This window comes from Nocardia sp. 2TAF39 (genome assembly GCF_052114905.1).
Taxonomy (GTDB): domain Bacteria; phylum Actinomycetota; class Actinomycetes; order Mycobacteriales; family Mycobacteriaceae; genus Nocardia.
Genome location: NZ_JBFRFQ010000025.1, coordinates 53,314 through 73,814, shown reverse-complemented (window position 1 = coordinate 73,814; position 20,501 = coordinate 53,314). Strand labels below are relative to the sequence as shown.

General features: G+C 66.2%; 15 protein-coding genes. 10 read left to right on the top strand and 5 right to left on the bottom strand.

Annotation, left to right across the window (positions count from 1 at the left end; translation table 11 throughout):
* Complete coding sequence (locus AB4Z47_RS17565; protein ID WP_441952022.1) at positions 1 to 573, top strand: TetR/AcrR family transcriptional regulator; 573 nt, start codon at positions 1 to 3, stop codon at positions 571 to 573.
* A 213-nt stretch (positions 574 to 786) separates the two neighbouring features.
* Here the strand turns inward: AB4Z47_RS17565 and AB4Z47_RS17560 are convergent, their stop codons facing one another.
* The gene (locus AB4Z47_RS17560; RefSeq protein ID WP_441952020.1) at positions 787 to 1,446 is read right to left on the bottom strand and encodes a maleylpyruvate isomerase family mycothiol-dependent enzyme; all 660 of its coding nucleotides are present in this window, start codon (positions 1,444 to 1,446) and stop codon (positions 787 to 789) included.
* Between the two features lie 71 nt (positions 1,447 to 1,517).
* On the opposite strand from AB4Z47_RS17560, the gene AB4Z47_RS17555 reads away from it, so the two are divergent.
* Positions 1,518 to 2,495, top strand: a complete 978-nt coding sequence (locus AB4Z47_RS17555) for a MerR family transcriptional regulator (RefSeq protein WP_441952018.1) — start codon at positions 1,518 to 1,520, stop codon at positions 2,493 to 2,495.
* Positions 2,496 to 2,606: 111 nt separating this feature from the next.
* Here the strand turns inward: AB4Z47_RS17555 and AB4Z47_RS17550 are convergent, their stop codons facing one another.
* A complete protein-coding gene (locus AB4Z47_RS17550) occupies positions 2,607 to 8,057 on the bottom strand; it encodes an ATP-binding protein (RefSeq protein ID WP_441952016.1) in 5,451 nt (1,816 codons plus the stop codon).
* 689 nt (positions 8,058 to 8,746) lie between these two features.
* On the opposite strand from AB4Z47_RS17550, the gene AB4Z47_RS17545 reads away from it, so the two are divergent.
* The 3 genes from AB4Z47_RS17545 to AB4Z47_RS17535 all read left to right on the top strand — a co-directional run bounded on the left by AB4Z47_RS17545 (position 8,747) and on the right by AB4Z47_RS17535 (position 12,743).
* A complete protein-coding gene (locus AB4Z47_RS17545) occupies positions 8,747 to 9,631 on the top strand; it encodes a class I SAM-dependent methyltransferase (protein WP_441952014.1) in 885 nt (294 codons plus the stop codon).
* Positions 9,632 to 10,222: 591 nt separating this feature from the next.
* A complete protein-coding gene (locus AB4Z47_RS17540) occupies positions 10,223 to 11,098 on the top strand; it encodes a cytochrome P450 (protein ID WP_441952012.1) in 876 nt (291 codons plus the stop codon).
* Positions 11,099 to 12,152: 1,054 nt separating this feature from the next.
* The gene (locus AB4Z47_RS17535; RefSeq protein WP_441952010.1) at positions 12,153 to 12,743 is read left to right on the top strand and encodes a transglycosylase SLT domain-containing protein; all 591 of its coding nucleotides are present in this window, start codon (positions 12,153 to 12,155) and stop codon (positions 12,741 to 12,743) included.
* A 353-nt stretch (positions 12,744 to 13,096) separates the two neighbouring features.
* Here AB4Z47_RS17535 and AB4Z47_RS17530 read toward each other — a convergent pair whose 3' ends face one another.
* Positions 13,097 to 13,540: a hypothetical protein gene (locus tag AB4Z47_RS17530; protein WP_441952009.1), complete on the bottom strand. Its 444-nt coding sequence runs from the start codon at positions 13,538 to 13,540 to the stop codon at positions 13,097 to 13,099.
* A 200-nt stretch (positions 13,541 to 13,740) separates the two neighbouring features.
* Positions 13,741 to 14,295, bottom strand: coding sequence for a hypothetical protein (locus AB4Z47_RS17525; RefSeq protein WP_441952007.1), 555 nt, complete (start codon positions 14,293 to 14,295; stop codon positions 13,741 to 13,743).
* A 349-nt stretch (positions 14,296 to 14,644) separates the two neighbouring features.
* On the opposite strand from AB4Z47_RS17525, the gene AB4Z47_RS17520 reads away from it, so the two are divergent.
* Complete coding sequence (locus tag AB4Z47_RS17520) at positions 14,645 to 16,927, top strand: haloacid dehalogenase (RefSeq protein ID WP_441952005.1); 2,283 nt, start codon at positions 14,645 to 14,647, stop codon at positions 16,925 to 16,927.
* A 434-nt stretch (positions 16,928 to 17,361) separates the two neighbouring features.
* Here the strand turns inward: AB4Z47_RS17520 and AB4Z47_RS17515 are convergent, their stop codons facing one another.
* Entirely contained in the window at positions 17,362 to 17,610 is a 249-nt protein-coding gene (locus AB4Z47_RS17515; RefSeq protein WP_441952003.1) for a hypothetical protein, read from the bottom strand.
* 496 nt (positions 17,611 to 18,106) lie between these two features.
* On the opposite strand from AB4Z47_RS17515, the gene AB4Z47_RS17510 reads away from it, so the two are divergent.
* The 4 genes from AB4Z47_RS17510 to AB4Z47_RS17495 all read left to right on the top strand — a co-directional run bounded on the left by AB4Z47_RS17510 (position 18,107) and on the right by AB4Z47_RS17495 (position 20,486).
* Positions 18,107 to 18,859, top strand: coding sequence for a FadR/GntR family transcriptional regulator (locus tag AB4Z47_RS17510; protein WP_441952001.1), 753 nt, complete (start codon positions 18,107 to 18,109; stop codon positions 18,857 to 18,859).
* Complete coding sequence (locus AB4Z47_RS17505) at positions 18,856 to 19,599, top strand: cache domain-containing protein (protein ID WP_441951999.1); 744 nt, start codon at positions 18,856 to 18,858, stop codon at positions 19,597 to 19,599. The genes AB4Z47_RS17510 and AB4Z47_RS17505 overlap by 4 nt, the downstream gene beginning before the upstream one ends.
* A gap of 412 nt (positions 19,600 to 20,011) precedes the next feature.
* Complete coding sequence (locus AB4Z47_RS17500; RefSeq protein WP_441951997.1) at positions 20,012 to 20,251, top strand: helix-turn-helix domain-containing protein; 240 nt, start codon at positions 20,012 to 20,014, stop codon at positions 20,249 to 20,251.
* Between the two features lie 49 nt (positions 20,252 to 20,300).
* Positions 20,301 to 20,486, top strand: coding sequence for a hypothetical protein (locus AB4Z47_RS17495; RefSeq protein WP_441951995.1), 186 nt, complete (start codon positions 20,301 to 20,303; stop codon positions 20,484 to 20,486).
* The last annotated feature ends 15 nt before the right edge of the window (positions 20,487 to 20,501 follow it).

Below are 20,501 nucleotides of genomic sequence, written 5' to 3'. Positions count from 1 at the left end.
ATGGCTGTGAGCCCGCCGAGGCGGCTGCGTGCCGATGCCCGACGCAACCGTGAGGACATCCGCACAGCCGCCGTCACCGTCTTCCGTGCCCGTGGCTTGACCACACCACTGGACGACGTCGCGCGCGCAGCCGGCGTCAGCAAAGGGACGATCTACCACCACTTCGGAGGCAGGCAGAAGTTGATCGACGCCGTCGTGGAGGAGATCGTCGCCGACCGGATCGACCAGATCATCGCCGACATCGAAGAACTGGACAGCCCGCTGGAACGCTTCGAGGCGTACCTGCAACGGATCTGGCTGCTGCAGTACGACGAACCAGCCGTGAACGACGTGCTGCTTCGCGCGATGCCGGACTCCGAACCGCTCACATCGCTGTGCGAACGCGCAAGCCAGTTCGCTCAGCGCCTCCTACACGAGGCCCGAGCGGCGGGAAAGATCCGCGAAGACCTCACCGCCCAAGATCTGTACGCATTGATCTGGGAACGCGGCATTATCGCCTGTGCCTGCCGCGACCAGTCCCGCACCGACTACGAACGACGATGCGGGTACACACTTCGGGGACTACGCCGCTGAAATGAACGCCCGCGCTCGAGATCGCAGGGTGTGCCGGGGCTCGGAAGTGGCGCTCCGGGCGAATCAGCTCGGCCGCCGCGCCCGCCACATCGGACATGACGATTCGCGACGGAGTTCTTCTCCTCGCGTTCGGCGCCGAACTCCCCGCCCCGGCCGACGCCCCGGCCCACCGGCGCCTGCTGGCCTTCCTCGGCCGTGAACTGCAGACTCCGGCTATCGGGGATCGCCATCGGCGATCAGTCGCGCAGCGCCCTCGCCAGCGAGGAGACCTCGCGCGACGCGGCGGCCAGTAGCGAGCAGTAACAGCGCGGCGACGGGTCCTTCGACAGCGAGCCCCTCGCCCGCAGTCCATTCCGCGTCGGTTGCCACGAGGCGATACCCGGTCAACTTCTTGCGAGCATTGAACGGAGCGCCCGTGGTCCAGACTCGTTGCAGAGCCGATCGTGCAGCGTCGATGGGCATTTCACGAGCGATACCGAGTGGAACCGTGATGTCTTGGCCGTGCACCAGCAAGTCCATCAGCCGATCGGCAGGTGTGGTGCCGATTACGGTCGACCGAACGCCGATGCTGTCGCTCAGCTCCGTGAGCAGCTGCGCGGTCGGCATATTCTCGGCGTGGCGGATGGCGGTGTCTCGGATCGCTAGGTCCAGGTTGCCGTGGGCGCGAATCAGGTTGACGAGAATCCAGCTGACGCTGGGGCGTGCGGACAAAACGATGTGCGCGACGACATCACGTACTCGCCAGCCCGCACAGAGCGAGCCGTGGTCCCACTCATTTTCGGACAACGTCCCCAGCAGTTCGACCAGGCTTGCCCGCTCGTCGGCCACAGCCCGCCAAATCTCTTCGTTGGTCATCGTTGCGTCGTTCGCCATTCCCGTCGCTCCATCTCCCGTGGGTGTTCCATTACGGTAGGAACTCCACCAGGGTGGAGGTTCCAGCAATCGTGACGGACAACACACAAGACGACGGCTCGGTCAGCATCGGGGAACTGTCGCGACTGACCGGTGTTCCGGTCCGCACCATCCGCTTCTATTGCGACGAAACGATTCTGGAGTCTCGACGCACCTCGGGCGGGCACCGGATATTCGACCCGGCCACCGCCATCGATCGGCTCCTGCTGGTGCGCCGACTCCGTGCGCTCGGTCTGAGCCTGGCCCCTATCATGGACGTGCTCGCCGGCACGATGTCACTTGCCGAGGCGGTCGCCGCCGAACGCAGGACGCTCGATACCGAACTGGCAGTGTTGACATGGCGGCGGGCCTCGCTGCGCGCAGTCGAAGACGCGCCGTCTGCCGAGCGGGCCGCCCGCTTGGAACTGCTTGCCGCAGTCCAGGACCGACACAGCGCCCACAACTCGCTCGTGGCGTTCTGGCGACGCATGCTCACCCCCATACCGCCGGAAATGTTCGACGGGTTCATCGCGATGAACGTGCCAGACCTGCCACACGATCCGGCACCACACCAGGTCGTGGCCTACGCCGAACTCGCCACCTTGATCGCCGATCCTGTGCTTCGCGCCATGGTCTCACGCCAGCTCTGGCGATCCGAGCAGACTCGGATCCGCCACAAGCGGGCACTGCTCACCGGAATCGCTCAGGCCTGCGAGTCTGCCGGTCACCTGCTCCTCGCGAACCAGCAGCCTCGGCCCGGCCCCGAACTGGACCAGTTCGTCGACGCCCACGCTGCCGCTCGAGGCGAACGCGACACACCACAATTCCGGCGGCAGCTCTTGGCCGGCGCGGACGACACCGACCACCGCATCCACCGATACTGGAGCCTCACCAGTGAGCTCATCGGCGCGCCGACGGTCGGCGCTGCTCACCACTGGTTGTACAACGCGCTCACGCAATCGGCCAGCCCGGACCGTCTTCGCACTGACATCATCACCACCACCGAGCCGCCGCGTATGCACCGGGCGTAGCTCCCTCCCGAAACCGAACACGACCAAGGCGGGCACGGTTGTGCCGAGCCGCCCGCCCACGGACTTCGGGAAGTCCGTGGGCGGGCATCGGGTATCAGGTGGGTTCTGGGGCTAACGCTCGATGGCCTCGATGATTCGGGGGCGAAGTTCGGCGACACGGATGACGGCGTCGACGGATCCGACCTCGACGGCGCGCTGGATGTTGTGCACGCGGTCGAACTCCGTGGCCACCTCGCCGAGCTTCTCTGCGCGGACCGACGAGCGGAGCTCGTCGAGCTCCGCCGTCAACGCGCCGCGGTCGGCGCCGGAGGCGATTGCGGCGCGTGCCTCCAAGTCCCGCACGCGCGGGTCGGCTGCGGTGCGGGCGTTGACGTCGCCGGAAAACACCACCGCGGCGGCCGGGGCGCCACCGAGTACCGAGGCGAACGAGCCTTCCAACGCGAGCACGGTCATGTTCGGGTTCAGCGCCTTCGAGAACACCACGAACGCGCCACCGTGGTACCGCGAGATCACGCAGAACACAATCGGCCCGCGGAAGTTCACGATCGCGCGGCCGATCTCGGCGCCGTATTCCAGCTGCAATTTCCGCATCGACTCCGGGGACCCGTCGAAGCCCGACAGGTTCGCCAACACCACCAGCGGACGGTTCCCGCTGGCCGCGTTGATCGCCCGCGCGGCCTTCTTGGATGACCGCGGGAACAGCGTGCCAGCGGTGTAGGTGTCCGGGCCGTCGGTGGGCGGAAAACCGCGCCGCGGCACCGACTGCGACTCGATACCGAGCAGGCACACCGGCATGCCACCGAGATGAACGTCCTGCACCACTGCGGTCTCCGCGTCGGCCATGCCCGCCCAGCGTTCCAGCACCGGGTGGTCCTGATCGGAGAGCGCCCGCATCACGGTTCGAATATCGAACGGCTTCTTACGGTCCGGATTCGCTCGAGCGGAGAAGATCTCGCCGACGGTGGTGAAGTCGCTGCCCACCACCGCATGCGGGAAGTCGGAGACGTCGCGGTCGACGGGGTCGGTCGTCTTCGCCCGCCTCGGCGCATCCTCCCCTGGTGCGACATACGTGTGGTCGTAGTACGACATCAGCACGTCGCGCGCAGCGGGCAGGTTCGGCGCCCAGTACTGCGCCTGCCCATTCGGGCCCATCACCCGGTCGTAGCCGCCGATGCCGTGGTTGTCCTCGGCCGACACGCCACCGGAGAAGTCGAGTGACTCCTTGCCGGTGAGCACCATCGCCGAGTCCGGCGTCATCACCAGGATGCCCTTGGTGTGCATGAGCATCGTCGCCTCAGCGTTCCAGTAGGGCTGCGCACCGACGTTGATCCCCGCGACCACGATGTTGATCTCGCCGCCGTCCTGCGTGAACTCGACGATCCGCTTGAGCGCCGCCGCCACCCAGTCCATGTTCTCCGTGCCCGACTCCATCGAGATCCTGGCGCCGGCGGACAGCGCGTACCACTCCAGCGGCACCTGCATCCGCTCGGCCAGGTCCAATGCCGCGATCACGCGGCGGCACTCCGGTTCCGACAGTGCGCCGAGCGACTTCGTCGGGTCGCCGAACAACACGACCCTGGTGACGCCCTGTGGGTGCCGCGGGGTCGGCGTGGTGACCACGCCCGCGACGATCGCCGCGGTGTTGCGTCCCTTCGGCCGGTCAACCGGCACAAGCGCGTGGTCGTCATCGAGATCGTGCTCCACGAAATCGCCGAGCAAGCCCGTCAACTCGTATGGGTACACGGTGCTGCGGCTGCTCGCGCGCAGCACCTTCTGTCGGTAGTCGTCGACCGGCTCGACCGGCTCGACCGACGGCTCGCCGACGGTCAGCTGGGTGCCGCCGGTCGCGTCGAAGGAGATACGCACGGTGAGTTTGATCAGCTCGCCGGTCTTCCGGTCGCGCTGGCGCGCGATGAACAGGATCTCCTCCAGACCTGCACCTGCGGTTGTCGGCAGCACGCGCCCGGCGATCATCTCCAGCTCCGCGCGGGTGAGGTCGCTCGGCGGCCAGATGTAGACCACGATCCGGTTGGTATTGAAGCGTTTCTTCGATGGTCGCCGCGACTGCGCGCGGCGGATCGAGTCGACGCAGGTGGCGATGGTGTTCTCGGCCGTCGGCAGCGCGATCAGCCTGCCGGTGTGCTCGCGCAGCCCGGTCAGGTCGCGAACCTGCGCGAACGCGACGAGGCGGTCATCCGACGGGTTCTCCCGCGCCACGCACTGGAAGAGGTAGACCTCCTCGTCCAACGACGGCAGCCGGGTGAGGTCGAACTTGCTCAGCCGCTCCAGCTGCATCCGCTCCGCGATGTACGGGTGCAGGCCGCGGATCAATCGCTCCTCGGCCATCCCCGCGGTCGACGGGCGGAAGGTGAAGTGGTGGTGTATCACCGCGGCGCCGCGGCCCGCGACGGTGGCGGTGAGTCTGCGCACCTGGTTCGGCAGCGGATGCGTTCTGACGACCTCGTGCAGCGCAGCCGCCATCGCGTCGGAGTCCTCCGGCTGCTTCTCCCAGGCAAGATAGATGTCGGCGTCGATGGCGTTACCGTCGCTCGCCAGCTCCGCCAGCCCGCGCAGCGCGCTGCCCAGCGCTTCGAAGCTCACCGCGCAGGAGACCACACGCGAGCCCACACGCTCGGCGACCACAAACGTGCAGCCCGCGTCCTCGGCGGTGCGGACACCGGTAAGTCCCTTGTTGCCGTAGTACCGCCGGGTCAGCACTTCCAGCATGACCGCGTTGTCCAGGTGGTGGTGGATAAGCCGCTGACCGAGCAGCCGCACCAACGGCTCGGTGCTGCGCACCATCTCGGCGATGCGCTCGGCGCGGTCCGGCGTGTCCGGGTACGCATCCAAGTGGCGCAGATGTTTCCGGACATCGGCATAGACGCGGGCGCGGTTGCGGCGCAGCAGCGGCTGGCCGAACCAGGCGAACACCACGCCGCGCGCGAGGTCGGAGACCACTGGGTAACGGACCTGTGTTGCGGCCACCAGCCGTTCCAGCGCGAGACCGGCCGGCTCCCGCAGCGTGTCGTCGGGCAGCGGTTCCCGCAGCCACGCGCGCAGCAATGTCGCGACGACCGTGGCGGTGGCGGACCCGCGTTGTTGAGCAAGGAAGATCCGGAACACCCCGGCTTCGAGCTCGGGAGAACGCTCCAGCTCGGTGACACCGTAATGCCCGAGCGCCTTGGCAAGCTTGGCCTGGAACGACTCCGGCAGCCCGGCCCGCTCGACGTCGAGACTCTGCAGGTACGTGTGGAAGTACTCGCGGGCGCTGTGCACATGGCCGCCGATGTCCTCGCCCGCAGGCCGGTTGCGGCTCAGCTCGGCGAGGTCGGCGAACACGTCGAGGAGTTCGAGCTCCTCGGCCAGCGGACGGCGGCCGTCCGCTGCTACCGCCCGGCGTGCGACGAGGTAGTCGTCGAGCACCCGGCGTTCGTCGTGCGGGTCGACGTCGAAGCCCAGCAGCAGGCTGCGCAAGTCCTCCTGGCCGCGCGAGGTACGCTCCTGCGCCGTGATCTTCCCGGACGCGGCGGGCAGGTCCAGTTCGACGGACCCGGCGGCCGAAGTATCCTCGGCTTCGGTGTCGTCGTCGACGAGCGGCTCCAGTCGCAGCAGCGGTGCACCGGTCTCCACCTGGCTGCCCACAGACACGACACATTCCTTCAGCCGCGCCTTGAACGGCGCCCGCAGCACCGTCTCCATTTTCATGCTCTCCAGCACAAGCACCGGCACGCCCGACTCGACCTCCGCGCCGACCTCCAGCGGCGTGGCGACCACCAGCGCGGGCGCGGGTGAGCGCAGGACGCCGCCCTCATCGCGGCTGACCCGGTGCGTCACGCCATCCACCTCGACCAGGTGGATCAGCCCGTGTGTGCCGGTGATCAAGCGGTATCGGGTGTCGTTGACGACGATCCGCCCGGTGTGCCGGTCGAAGCGCTCGAGCTCGACGTCGGCGGCACGTACGTCGCCACCCGATTCGACGCCGACGCGGAACCGATGCGCGCCGACCCGCGCAACGCGCACGCGGTAGCCGACGCCACGCAGCTTCAGGTCCAGCGGGCGTCCGCTCTCGTGCTGCACCTGCGGGCGGCCGCCGAACGCCGTCGACAGCAGCCGCTGCCGCTCGACGCGTTCCTCCTCCTCGTACGCCTCGATGGCGGCGGCCGCCAGTGCGACGGCAGAGTGCTGATGCGAGACCAACCTGCCCTCGCCGCGGACGCGGTCGATCCAGCCGGTGTCGGCGCTGGCGTCGACCACCTCCGGCTGATCGAGCAGATCGAGCACGAAGCTCTTGTTCGTTGCGCCACCCTCGATGATCACGGTGGTCTGCGCCATCGCACGGCGCAGCCTGCCGAGCGCCTCGTCGCGGTCGCGGCCGTAGGCGATGATCTTGGCGATCATCGAGTCGAAGTCGGCGGGAATGGTGTCGCCCTCGCTGACGCCGGTGTCCACGCGGATGCCCGGCCCGGCGGGCAAGTCCAAGCGCACGATGCGGCCCGGGGAGGGCGCGAAGTCGCGGTCGGGGTCTTCGGCGTTGAGCCGGGCTTCGATGGCGTGCCCGCGCTCCACCGGCGGCTCACCTTCGAGCCTGCCACCGGATGCCACCCACAGCTGCGCCTTGACCAGGTCGAACCCGGTTGTGCATTCGGTGATCGGGTGCTCGACCTGCAGGCGGGTATTGACCTCGAGGAACGCGAACTGCTTGTCGCCAGGATGGTAGAGGAACTCGACGGTCGCCGCGCCGCGGTAACCGACCGCGACGGCAAGCCGTTCGGCCGACGCTTTGAGCTCGGCCGCCTGCGCGGGGCTGAGCACCGGCGACGCCGACTCCTCGATGACCTTCTGGTTGCGCCGCTGCACGGAGCAGTCGCGGACGCCGAGTGCCCACGCGGTGCCTTCGCCGTCAGCGATCACCTGGACCTCGACGTGCCGGGCACCGGTGATCAGGCGCTCCAGGAACACGACGCCACTGCCGAACGCCCGCGCGGCCTCCTGGCTGGTGCGCTCGTAGGCGTCGGCGAGTTCGACCTCGTTCGTGATCACGCGAATGCCGCGTCCGCCGCCGCCTGCGGTCGCCTTCAACATCAGCGGGTAGCCGATCTCGCCCGCCGCGGTCAGGGCGGCTTCCAAGGTTCCTACCGCACCGCGGCTCCACGGCGCGACCGGCACACCGACCTCCTCGGCGATCAGCTTCGCACCGATCTTGTCGCCGAGCATGCGCATGGCCTCCGCGCTCGGTCCGACGAAGGTCACTCCAATCCGCTCGCACAGCTCCGCGAATGCCGGGTCCTCCGCCACGAAACCCCAGCCGACCCACGCGGCGTCGGCCCCGGTCTCCACCAGCGCGAGCTCCAGCGCCTTCAAGTCGAGGTACGGGCGCTCGGACGCGGGACCGAGGTCGTAGGCGATGTCGGCCTCGCGCACAAACGTGGCAGTGCTGTCGACGTCGGTGTGCAGGGCGACGGTTTCGATCGGTGTCGCGGTCTCTGCGGCCAGGTCCCGAACAGCATGAATCAGCCGCATTGCGGCCTCACCACGGTTGACGATCACGATACGTCTGAACACTCGACAGCCCTTCCTATATAAGGCACTAGCCCGGTCGACCGGAGCGACACATCCAGCGCGCCCCGTAAGCGAATTTATCTGGAGAAGCTTGTCACGAGGTCATGGGGATGCGCTTGCCAACGTTGGTATCGCCTGCCGCGTGTTGCGCTACAGGGACTGCACACAACCCGCAGGCTGGATTCGCTCTCCCGTCTTGCCGACTGAGTCGGAGCGAACCGCACCAATTCACGCACGGCAACGGCGATGTCGCGCCGCCCGCGATCTCGCTGCAGGAGCTGATCCACGGCCCCGTCCCTCTCTCGCCTCAGACTGTCCGGATGGCAGACGGCGAGGTCCTCTACGGCATGTGGACCGCCGGCGAGGTGGCCGCAAACACATCCGGCCAGAAGGCCACCACCGCCTCCGCTTGCCCGACTTTATGCCGCCTGGCTGATGTATTCCTGGAAGCGGCGGGTTAATTCGGTGTGTTGGCGGTCGCGAGGTCGAGGCGGTGGTCACCGAGGACGTTGCGCGGGCGCCGGGCCGGTGCGAACGTCGACAATGCGCGAAGTCTGACGGCGAAATCCACACGGACAGAGCGGGATTGGACCGACGGATGAACGTCGACCGTAGGACCAGCCGCGGTGATCGGAATCTATCGCATGATCGCGACGGCACGTGCGTCCCGTTAGCGGGGTAGGTTCGTATGAATGAAGGTCGGTGAACCCAGCCGAACAGCGCTGGCTACTGCATTTTCCCGCGCATACCACCAGATCGCCCCGGAACCGCGTATTTTCGTCGATCCCCTGGCCGTGCGGATCACCGGCGCCAGTCCGGAGGAACTGATCGACCGACACACCGCGATCCTCAACGAGGCGGGGATGGACCCGATGCTGCAACGTCGACGCCGGATGTTCCTGGCCGCGCGGAGCTGCTTCGCTGAAGAAACCCTCGCCACAGCTGTCGCAGAAGGCGTCCAGCAGGTTGTGATTCTGGGGGCCGGGCTGGATACCTTCGCCTATCGCAACCCTTACGACAGCGTTCGGGTCTTCGAGGTCGACCACCCCGACACCCAGGCGTGGAAGCGCGAACGCTTGGCCGCTGCTGGGATCGACATTCCGGACTCGTTGACCTTCGCACCGGTCGATTTCGAAAGCCAGACCCTCGACGAAGGGCTGGACACAGCAGGCTTCGATCGCGGTCAGCCGGCGGTGTTCGTCTGGCTCGGCGTGGTGATGTACCTGACAAAGGACGCGATGGTCGCCGTCCTGCGGTTCATGGCTGGGCAGTCGGCGTCGGCGCGAGTGGTCATCGACTACCTGTACCCGCCCACAAACGATGCCGCTCAGCAGGCCAGGGTCGACCGAGTCGCCGCGATCGGCGAACCCTGGCTCAGCTTCTTCACCGCCGAAGAATTCGCCAACCAGCTGCGGACGCTCGGCTTCGACGAGGTCGAGGACTTTGCCGGGGAGGTCCTGGTGGCGCGTTGCCTCGAGCAGCCCGCGCCAAGCACCAGCGGCGGAGCCGGGCCGCATGTGGTGCGGGCCGTTTCACTCGGCAGCAAACGCGAACGAAACTACAGCCCGGCGTCATAGCGACCGACTCATGGCGGCGATGTGGACGACAGGTCAGCTCAACGAAATGCCAGATATGCCGTCCCACTCTTCCGCGCACGGCAACGCGATTCGAACAGACGCAAAAAACGCCGCACGCCGCCGGTCGTCAGGCGGCCTGCGCGGCCTGATCGCCTCGTGGTCTACCTCCGCAGGCTTACAGTGGAATCTCTGAGAGTTTGCTGGAACCGCGTTTGTCCACACAACCAGTGGATAAACTCGGCTTGAAAGCACCTGATGAAGCGGGTCCACCCCTCCCCGTGAGAGGACCGTTCGATGGGTTTTGCACAGATCCGCCGGTTCCGGCGTGACCCGTTGGGTTTTCTCGAGAATCTGCGCCGCGCCAGCCCGGTGGAGGTGTTCCCGCTGCCATGGGGCGGGTGGTGTGTCGGCGATACGGGCCTAGCACTTACGGTGTTGAGTGACCGCGCTTTCAATGAAGGCATGTCTGGGTTCTTCGGTTCTATGCTGCCTTCTCGGTCTACTCAGGTCGATTTCGGCCGCGCTGTGCGCGGCATTCTCCGGACACATATGCGCGAGTACCGCGAGTCCCTGGCGGCGGCGGTGGTCGAAATGCCTTCCGTCACCCGCTGGCCTGCGGCTGGGATCGAGCTCGCGTATCGATGTACCGCGGACGTGCTGCTGCACCCCGATGGTTCCCCCAGGTTGCGGCAGTTACTGGAGCGAAACGCACGCGTGGGCGCGCTTCGCCCGGCTCGAATGGAGCAGCGGGCACGGGCGCAGTTGCTGCGCGCCAAGCTGTCCACCGCGCTGACCGAGCAGGTCCGAGAGCGGCGCAGCGACAGCCGCCACACCGCGGAAGCCGAACCACGGGATCTGCTCGATGCCGTGATCGGTGTCTGTCCCGACGAGGTCACCGATCCAACGGTGGCACAGCTGTACGTGCTGATGTTCCGGTCCATCGTGGGACCGCTGGGCTACTCACTCGCGTGGTCCGTGCTGCTGGGCAGCCTCCAGTCTTCCGGCTCACCATGGTCTTGGCCCGTCGACTGGGTCGTACGTGAGGCATTGCGGCACCGGCCTGTCTCCTGGATGGTCAGCCGTCCTGTCCCCTTTCCCACCGAACTCGGCGGGATCGCCTTCCAGACCGGCGACCTGCTATCCGTCAGCCCCTACCTGCTCCATCACGACGAACAACACTGGACCAGACCCGCGGCGTTCCAACCCGACCGCTGGGCTCAGCCGAGCGCGCACCGCCCCTACGTGCCCTTCAGCTTCGGCCCCTTCACCTGCGCCGGCGCCGCGGTCGCCCACGAGCTGGTCACCGAAGCAGCCACCACCCTCACCGGCAACACTTACCTGCGCGTCGTCGGCGGCGGCGACACCCGCCCGATCGTGACCAACGCCGCCACCCCCAGGCCATTCACGCTGCACCACACCCCCACAAAAACCCTGACCGCGCTCGACGGAGCCGCAGGAAGGAGGTGACGCCATGATCAAGGCATTGCGGTTCATCATCACCAACAAGCCGACCCGTTCCTGGAACCCGGCTGATTACGGGTGATCCTGCTACCAGCTGGGTGGCTCGTACACCGCGCACAACGGTGTACGAGCCACCTGAGTCTTGAATGAGTCTTCAGATTGCCGAGCGATTTCATGCACACCCGCGCCACCGGCGCGCAGGATTGAGATCTCTTCGCGCTCTGCGAAATTCAGCTGGCAATCGGACATAGTCGCCAGGCCGATCGATGGCATCCCGCCACTATCGCGGAACCAATCACCGGTGAGATGCCCGCCTACCCCTGACCGCATCCTCGCTCGACAGACCACGGGCGATATTCACCGAAAACTGCTGCGGTTTGTCCACGTCCCGGCGCCTCGGCCACCCCGTCCGGTCCGAAGCCCGCTTCCGCGGCACACCCATCGCAACTCCTCACTACTGAGATGTTGCCGCCGGTTCCAGGCATGGAAGGTTTTTCGGGCCATCGTGCAGCCGTGCGCTGACAGCGCACGGACAGATCGGGGCCGAATCGACAAATCAAGTCGCGTTACAACAAATTTCTGTGTTCTGCGTCACATCACGTTTGGAGACGAAACCCCTGCATACGCGGCATATCGATGTACTCGAACTACACTTTCCAAGATCGGCAATATCTTTCAGTCACTACTTGTTTGCCTCATGTTCACTTGTCGTGACCAAGCTGAGATCAGTTCCCGGACCAGAGCAGAATTCTGGCTGGACCAAAGGTAGTCCACATACTCGGAAACGACCGCAACGGAATTGCTTTCACCCGCGGCGGTCGCCGGAGAAACCAGCGGCACCACAGCCCGTGACCGCTTTCTCCTCCGCACGACAGCGGCTCGCCGGGCACCGACCCGAGTAGCTCACCGCGTCGCCAGGAATTCGACCCTGGCCTTCACAACAGAATCCGAAAACAGCACATGAGCCGATACAGGCGAACTCCCCCACCGGACACCCGCCGTGAATCCGTGCTGTCTCCTGCAGGCCGGATCACTGCACTAGCAAGGAACTGATTTCGCAATGCCCGATTTACGCCTTTCTCCTTTCCGCCGCCTGTCGCTCCGCGACGGAGTCACCCTCGTGGTCACCGCCATCGGCCTCATTGCCGTCGGCGCCTCCGCCGGGGTCGCGGTGGCCGACGACAATGTCCCGTCCGGCATTGCGATGGTCGCCGAGCAGCAGCCGGTCGCTGATGCCGCGCCGATCGACGCCCTGGCGTTGCCTGCACTGCCGCCGCTGCCCGCACTGCCGCCGCTGAACTTCCTACCTTCGCCACCGCCCCCGGTCTACGAGAACAACCTCGACGGCTGGATCCGCCAGTCTCTCGACATCATGCGCGCCCACAACATCCCGGGTAGCTACGACGGAATCCACCGCAACGTGATGCGCGAATCCGGCGGCGACCCCCACGCCATCAACCTGTCGGACTCCAACGCCGCCGCTGGCACCCCGTCCAAGGGGCTACTGCAGGTGATCGACCCGACCTTCAACGCGTACCACGTCGACGGCACCGCATTCGACATCTGGGACCCGGTCGCCAACATCACCGCGGCATGCAACTACGCCGCCCACCGCTACGGCTCGATGGACAACGTCAACTCGGCCTACTAGCGGCAAGCCGCTCGCCCGCACAGGCGCGTGTGACATTGCCGAACGGGCGGGCGTTGGCCCGAGGGTTCGCTTCCGGTCGACGCTCGCTCTTTGTCGAAAGCTCGTTCCTGCCGAGCGAGCCAGGCCGCAGCGGCGGCCGGTTCGGTTCGGCCCTGGCTTCGCGGTCGGCGTCGTTGGTGTCGTCGGCGGCCAGGTGCTCTGGAGGCAGGTCCGCCGTGACCGTCTGAATCTCCGTGTGGTGGTAGAACTTCGGCGACGCGGCCTTTGGGTGTCCGCCGGTCCGGCATTGTTCTCGGTACTTGTGACGCGCTGGTGACGCTGAGGCGGTGAGTACGTGTGGTCGCACGGCTCGGCTAGGTGTTCGTGCTGTCGCCGGAGGGAGGGTCGCCCGGATATTCGTAGAGCAGGGTTCCGCTCGTGATGGTCATGAAGACTCCGAAGACCAGGACTATTGCGGTCAAGATGCCGAACACCCAACCATTGACGTTGATGGCCAACAGAATGCCGCCCCAAGCGAGCAGGGATGTGATGGCACCGAAGAAGATCAGTGCAAACAGGTTGCCGCCGTTGAGCCGCCTCGAGCTCCGTCGCATCTGGTGGCGCGTATAGCGCTCGATCTCGGAATCGAGAAGCCGCTTGAGCAGAGATCGCTGATCCTCGGGGACTGCCTCGATCAGTCGGGCCAGCCGCTTGATCGTCTTCGTGCGTCCTGTATCGCGTTCTGCGAATAGCAGCTTGGTGAGTAGCGCGAACAAGGGTGCGATAACCGCGGTTCCGAGCGTCGTGATGAGTGTCACCGGTCGGAGAATACGCCGCGGCGACATGGGAGTTGAGCACTTGCCTGATAACGCGCTCCCGCGATGATTCATACTGTCGGACAGTGCATCTGAGCTCTAATCTCCTGTGTGATATCGCCTGTCTGCTGATCACGTCCGGCATGGGCATGTGGTCAGCCGGGAGGTGACGCCTGCGCGATCCGGATCGAGTTGACGGATCCTCAGGAGGACTCGCCGTAGAGCGCGCGGAAGTCCTCGAGCGTGCCGGTGTAGTACTCCTGATCGTCGGCGAGCTGGGCCCGCGTGATCCGTTCGGGCTGGTCACGCCGTAGCTGCTCGCCCTGCTCGGACCAGAATGCCTCGTCCGGGAGGCGGTTCGCGCCCTCGGGCAGAAACTTGATCGCCTCGCCGACCGCCTCGGCGGCGAACTGCCAGTTCAACTCCACTTTGCCGCGGTCCTGGCCGGGTTGCCCCTGGTAGGCGAGATCCGCGTCGATCGCACGGCGTGCGTAGGTTCCCGACACCAGGATCCACTGCCCAGCGTCGACCAGCTGGGAGATGCCGAGACCGAACCATATGCCGACAGTGCGACATGCCGCCTCGGAGACATAAGGGACCTCGACGTCACCGAGCTCCGAGTGAACCGTCCACGCCTCCTCGCCTTCGGTCAGCGAGGTCTCGGGCGGGCCGGGCTGGGTCGCATCGGGTGCGTCATCGGCCGCGGCCATCAGGCTCAGGTAGGTCTGCGCCTCGGCCAGGGTCCTCGCGGTCAGCATCAACTCGCTCCTGTATCCCGCTAGCTGTCTCGGACGACGAGCAGTCGCACCCCACCGAAACATACCCGGCTCGGCGGCCGGCACGGGCGTTCCCGAAGATTGCAACGGAAGACGAAGCAGCGCAACGATTCACGACAAGCTGCGCTCGGCGGCCCAGCCCTCCCGGGACGGCAGCACCGCGGAGGCGCCGTTGGTCAGCCCGCGGTCATGGCGGCCTCGCCCAGCCGTGTGCCGAACACCAGCTGCCGGTTTCGAATCCCGCACCGCGTCGTACCCGAGTAGTCGGGGCGTGGTACAGCCACCGTGTCGTTCCGATCGGCTCAGCGTGACCGCTGCTACTGTCGGCCCGATGCGACTCGTGTCGAGTATCGGTGCGGTGCTATTGACCTGTGCGTTTGTATCGCTGCCCGGAATTTCCGCGGTGGCGACCGCGCAGGACGGGCAGGTGGCCGGAGACGACTGGTCGGCGGTCTCCGAGACGTTCGAACCCGAGAACTTCCGCGCTGCCCCATATCTGGGCAACGGACGCATCGGCGCGATGATCCCGCCGAGTGGCGGCGGATATCAGGACTATGGCGTCGCTGTGCGCACATCGTTTCCCTTAACGCAACCGCGCTACACCGGAACGTATCTCGCGGGCTTCTATGCCAGGCAGTCCGTGTCGTGGAACAACACAGAGGTGATCGCCGCGCTCCCCGCGTGGTCGGGCCTGACCGTCGACGTCGCGGGCCGAACCTACCGAGCCGATGTCGACCCGGCCACGCTCACGCACTACCGCCAGCGCCTGAACTACCGCGACGCCACCGCCACCACCGAAGCCACCTGGCAACCCGACGCGGAACATTCGCTGGATCTGACCTACCGGACCCTCGTGTCACGGGCGCAGCCGAATCTCGCGGTCCAGCAGCTCACCGTCACCCCGCACTTCTCGGGGCCACTCACGGTCACCGACCTGATCGACGGGGCCGCCGCGCGCCGTGTCACCCCGACGACGGCGGCCTCCGACCCGGCCCGGGGACAGACCACGGTCGGCGTGCGCGCCGATGGCACCGACAGCACCGCCTTCCTCGTATCGACGGTGACCACCCCTGCTGAGCTGGGTGGCACCGCGCTACCCACGAACGGATCGACGGCTGGAATACGATTCGACGGCACCGTCGCGGCGGGCCGAAGCTACACGGTCACCAAGTACGTGGGAATCGCCTCCGGCTCAGACGGCGCGGACCCGCGCACGATTGCCACCGAGGTCTCCGACGCCAGCGCGGCGCGTGGTTTCGCCGCCGCCCACACCGAACACGCCGCAGCGTGGGATCGCTTGTGGCAGCCCGCGATCGAGATCCCCGGCCGCGAGGACTATCGGGACTGGATCCGGCCCGCACTGTACTCAGTGCTGTCCAGCGTCCGGGCCGGACAGCGGTGGTCCGTGCAGCCGGCGGGGTTGTCCTCGGACGACTACGGTGCCCTGACCTACTGGGACGCCGAGACCTGGATCTTCCCCACCCTGCTCGCGCTCTATCCCGAATTGGCCCGCACCGTGGTGGATTTCCGCGTCGCGGCGCTACCGCAAGCCGAGGCGAACGCGCGTGCCTACGGGCTGACCGGCGCACTGTATCCCTGGAACGACGGACCGACGCAACAGTGCGCGTCACCGGCGGTGTGCGGACTGGTCCAGGAACATCTGGGAAACGAGATCGCGCTCGCGCAGTGGCAGTACTACTCGGCCACCGGCGACGAGCAATGGCTACGTGACAGCGGCGCGCCGGTGATCATGGCTATCGCGAACTACCAGGCAGCACGAGTCGGCCCGAAGCTGCCCGACGGCCGCTACCACTACGCGCCCGCGGCTGGCGCCGACGAATACGTCTCGGTTTCCGTCGACAGCGCGCTTACCAACGTCGGGGTGATGGCCACGATGCGCACCGCGATGTCGGCGGCCCGGCTGACCGGGAGGCCGGAGAATCCACAGTGGGCCGACATCGCCGCCCACATGGCAATGCCGCCTGACATCGCGCCGGGGGTGCCCGCGGAGTATCTCGGCTATCAGGGGGCGAAGATCAAGCAGGCCGACACGGTGCTGATCAGCTACCCGTTCTCCTATGCGGCACCGGGCTATTCACCCGAGGCGACCCTGGCGTACTACTTCGACCGAACCGATCCCGACGGCCCCAACATGAGCAACAGCGTCGGCGCGATCCTCAGCGCGCAGTACGACCCCTGCCGCACCCAGCAGTTCCTGGACCGATCGGTGCAGCCGTACGTTCGACCACCGTTTCGGTTCCAGTCCGAGGCGCGTGGCGACCGGTCGGGTGAAAACACCATCGGTCAACCAGCGTGGATTTTCGTCACGGGTGCGGGCGGATTCCTCCAGGGTTTGCTGTATGGGCCGACCGGGCTGCGGTGGGCCGCGACGGGTCCCCGGCTGGACCCGATGCTGCCCAGCGGGTTTCCCGAGGGGATGACGGTGCGCGACCTCGCGGTAGGCGATAGCAGGCTGACCTTGGTTATCCGACCGGAAGGCACGACGGTCGACGTCACTGCGGGCGGTCCGGTCAACGTCGAGACGCCCGGTGGCCCGGCGACCATCCACCCGGGAATACCGCTGACGCTCCCGACCAGGAGCGCCTGCCCCTGACCGAAGACACCGCACGGCGAATCTCCGATCAATGTGCGAAGAGTCAGCCCGGACAGGACGATGCGACGGGAAATCTTCCGGCTGAGGTTCGGGCGATCGGTGGTGTCGAGTGCGTCGGTGCGTTGAGTGCGCCAGGATCGGAAGGCTTGGTCCACGTCGGTGTGGGTTTCCTGGGCAAGCAGGGCGTTCGGGCGGTAACGGAGGTAGGCGTGTGGCGAGGTTCTCGCCGTTCCTCACCATCGTTGACCCAAGCACGCATAATCTGACCCGTCGCCACCCCGCAACCCGCCCGCGCCTGACACGGTAGGGGAACCGCAGTGTCCACGGTCCGTACCAGGTCTGTTCGAACAATCTCGGCCGGCGCGTGTAGGCAATCCGAATTCAGCGCTGCGGCCGAATGAGGGCGATCGGCTCCGAACTGCTCGTGCCCGCTGTCAGGCCATCGCAGGCAGCGGCGGGATGAGTTTCGTCCAGAATTCGTGGCGGACCGCATCCCACTGCCTCGTCAGTTCCGGAAGGAGTTCTCGCGCTTGCGCGAGATCCGGGTAGTCGCCGGAGCTGAAGGATACTACCGGCGAAGCGTCGGATGCGTGGTCCACGGAGACAATTGCGATCAGATGATGCTTGAGCAAGCGCCACGTCACGCGTAGTCCGTCGACTTCCGTTCGGCGTATGTCATCCATCTTCGACACCCCGTCGTCGCACGCTTACCTCGTCCATGCGGCGACCGCTATCGGTCGGCCGCACTCGGCTATGCGCCAACATCTCGGCTGGCAACTCGGCATGGTCACGGATGCACCGCTGGAGGTGCTCGCTAGGGCTGGTCGGGTTCTCGGACATCGGGATTCCTGCTTCGATCGTGACGCCCGCGCGTCGAGGTATCCGGGAAGGCAGTTCGCATGCCCTTTAACATAAGACATTAGATTTCATAGTTCAATGGTACGTCGGTAAGTATCGCGTTAACTCCGACCACCTGTCCGGATTGCCGCTTTACTGTCTGGCCGTTCGGGAGTCATGGCGGTCAGACCGCCGAACCGGCGAGTCTTGGGGCCCGCGGCCACCGCCCCGCCGCCTGATGATTACCTGGGCGATCCGCAGCATGGGCGTTGTATCTCTAACTTTAGAGTTCATAGTTCAAGGCTAGAATCGTGTTACGTCCCCGCCACCCGAGGAGCAGCGTTGTCCCACCAGGAGAGCGCCGGATTGACCGCTCTCGGCGCGGTGCTGTCGCCGCTCGAGGGCGGCGGTCCGAAAACCGAAGCCGTAGTGCAGCGGCTGTCCGCCGCCATCAGCCTCGGTGTGATGGTTGACGGCCAGCAGTTGCCGAGTGAGACCGATCTCGCCAACCAGTTGGGTGTGTCGACGATGACCCTGCGGGAGGCGCTGGCCGCACTGCGGCAGCAGGGGGTCATACACACCAAGCGGGGGCGCGGTGGTGGCAGCTTCATCTGTGCTTCGGCGGAAGCCCTCGTGAGCACCTCGCTGGCGCGGTTGCAGCAGATGAGCATCCAGGAGCTGCGCGATCTGGGTGACGAGCACTTCGCCGTCACCGGTGCGGCCGCCGTATTTGCCGCGCGCCGTGGATTGCGGGCAGATATAGCCCTGCTCCGCGCCCTGGCCGACCGACTGAACGACAGCACCGAACTCGTCTCGGCACGCCAGGCCGACAGCCGCTTCCATATCGAGATGGCGGTGTGCGCGCAGTCCACCCGGCTGACCCGCGCCGAGGTCGGTCTGCAGGTCGAGCTCTCCGCCTTGCTCTGGCTACCGCGGCTGAAACTGGACCCCGCCGCCGAGGCGGCCGCCCATCGTGACCTGGTGGACGCGATCGAACGAGAAGACGATGCCCGGGCGAGGGAGCTGGCAGAATCACATACGGAATCACGCATCCGCCGCCTGGTCGCCCTACGCTTGGAGCTCAGTGATCGATGAGGGATACCGATAACTTCCCAGCCCCGGTGACCGTCGAGTCGCTTGCTTATTTCGTCACAAAACTGGCCGACGAGGTCTACCTGTCGCTGGCAACCATCGGGACCGCGCTGACCACCCTGTGGGATGGTCTCGCCGAGAAGCTGCGGTCCGCCCCCCAGTCGACCGACCTGGCACCGTTGCGCGAGACCATTGTCGGCGAGCTCGAGCGGCGCGGAAAGCTGTTCAACGGCGCAGGCGTAGTGATGGCCGACGGTGTTCTCGCGGATCGCCCCCGATACCTGGAATGGTGGCTTCCGGACGCGCAGCGCGGACCGCAACGCCTGGTGTTGGAATTAAATCCCCATAGTGAATACTTCTACGATTACACCGGAATGGACTGGTTCGCGATCCCACGCGAGCAGGGTAGGCGATGGGTGCACGGGCCGTACCTCGATTACGCGTGCACCGATCAGTACGTTTGCACGTTCGCGATTCCGGTCACGTCCACACCGGGAACTTTCCTCGGAGTCGCCGGCGCCGATGTGCCGGTTGCCGCGATCGAGGAGGCCTTGCTTCCGCGATTCCAGGCGTCGAGTCAGCGGGTAGTGCTGGTCAACAGCGAGGGCCGCGTCATCATGGGGACCGATCCCGAATTCACGACCGGATCCAGGACCAGCCGGATGGACCGATCGGCTGCGGCAGTGCCGATCGAGGCGATGCCCTGGTCGTTGCGTCCGCTGGGATCCATGGCATCCCACTGACAGCGCGGCTGCGGCTGACGGCCAACCCGATCGTGTTCGCCCCGGGCCCGCCGTCCGCACCCATTCGCTGACGGCGTTTGCCCTCGCCGCAGCCCCGCAGTTGACTCAACCACGGCCGGATCCGCCATAAATCGCCATGGGTTCGGGAATGGCCGCCGCCGAACCGGCCCCAGCCGAGCGCGTACCGGTACCGGCGCCAGTATCGACCGACGCGGTCCAGCCCCTCTTTCCGTGCGGTCTCGGAATTTGCATCCGCGCACCTATTTCTATCCCGTCTGCGTGGTATGAGCCATAGATAGCGTCCGTGTCGCAGCATGGCCTATAGGCACGGATCCTCGCGAGAGACTCGGTAAATCGGGTAGTGCACTTATAGGGGTGTGAATGTCGGCGGCTGATGCCGCACACTGTTGATATGCCAGCGGTGTGCTCACCCGTTACCGACCGCAAAAGCGAGCGCGGGGTGCTCGAGCGGGCATTTACGGTGTTGGAGGTACTGAGTGGCCTTCAGCTGAGCGAGTTGGCGCGGGAAACCGGTCTTGCCAAGTCCACCGCCCGCCGCATCGCGGATCATTTGGTCGCGGTCGGCGCCGTCGAGCGGATCGACCATCGCTACTTCAGACGGGTGTCGGCGGTGATGACCCGGTTTCGGTGAATGGCAATGCTGGAGTGAGTTCTGATACGGCTAATGAAGGAGTGCCATCATGCAGAAGAGACTGCCCTATGTGACAGCGGTGTCGGGAGCGGCTGCTGGTGCGGTTCCGGCTCAGTCGGCGGTAATCGCCCCTGCGGCGACCAGGAATTTCGCCCAGCCAGCTCACTGGGGCGATCACCGTGGCTGGGGCGGCCGCCGCCGCTGGGAACCGGGCTGGGAAACCGGTAGCTGGTAAGGGCAGGTGGACTCG

Bases quoted from the DNA above. Each gene is read 5' to 3' on its own strand.
- AB4Z47_RS17565 (WP_441952022.1), top strand. From the start codon at position 1: ATGGCTGTGAGCCCGCCGAGGCGGCTGCGTGCCGATGCCCGACGCAAC.
- AB4Z47_RS17560 (WP_441952020.1), bottom strand. From the start codon at position 1,446: ATGGCGAACGACGCAACGATGACCAACGAAGAGATTTGGCGGGCTGTG.
- AB4Z47_RS17545 (WP_441952014.1), top strand. From the start codon at position 8,747: ATGAAGGTCGGTGAACCCAGCCGAACAGCGCTGGCTACTGCATTTTCC.
- AB4Z47_RS17540 (WP_441952012.1), top strand. From the start codon at position 10,223: ATGCCTTCCGTCACCCGCTGGCCTGCGGCTGGGATCGAGCTCGCGTAT.
- AB4Z47_RS17535 (WP_441952010.1), top strand. From the start codon at position 12,153: ATGCCCGATTTACGCCTTTCTCCTTTCCGCCGCCTGTCGCTCCGCGAC.
- AB4Z47_RS17525 (WP_441952007.1), bottom strand. From the start codon at position 14,295: ATGCTGACCGCGAGGACCCTGGCCGAGGCGCAGACCTACCTGAGCCTG.
- AB4Z47_RS17520 (WP_441952005.1), top strand. From the start codon at position 14,645: ATGCGACTCGTGTCGAGTATCGGTGCGGTGCTATTGACCTGTGCGTTT.
- AB4Z47_RS17515 (WP_441952003.1), bottom strand. From the start codon at position 17,610: ATGGATGACATACGCCGAACGGAAGTCGACGGACTACGCGTGACGTGG.
- AB4Z47_RS17505 (WP_441951999.1), top strand. From the start codon at position 18,856: ATGAGGGATACCGATAACTTCCCAGCCCCGGTGACCGTCGAGTCGCTT.
- AB4Z47_RS17500 (WP_441951997.1), top strand. From the start codon at position 20,012: ATGCCAGCGGTGTGCTCACCCGTTACCGACCGCAAAAGCGAGCGCGGG.
- AB4Z47_RS17495 (WP_441951995.1), top strand. From the start codon at position 20,301: ATGCAGAAGAGACTGCCCTATGTGACAGCGGTGTCGGGAGCGGCTGCT.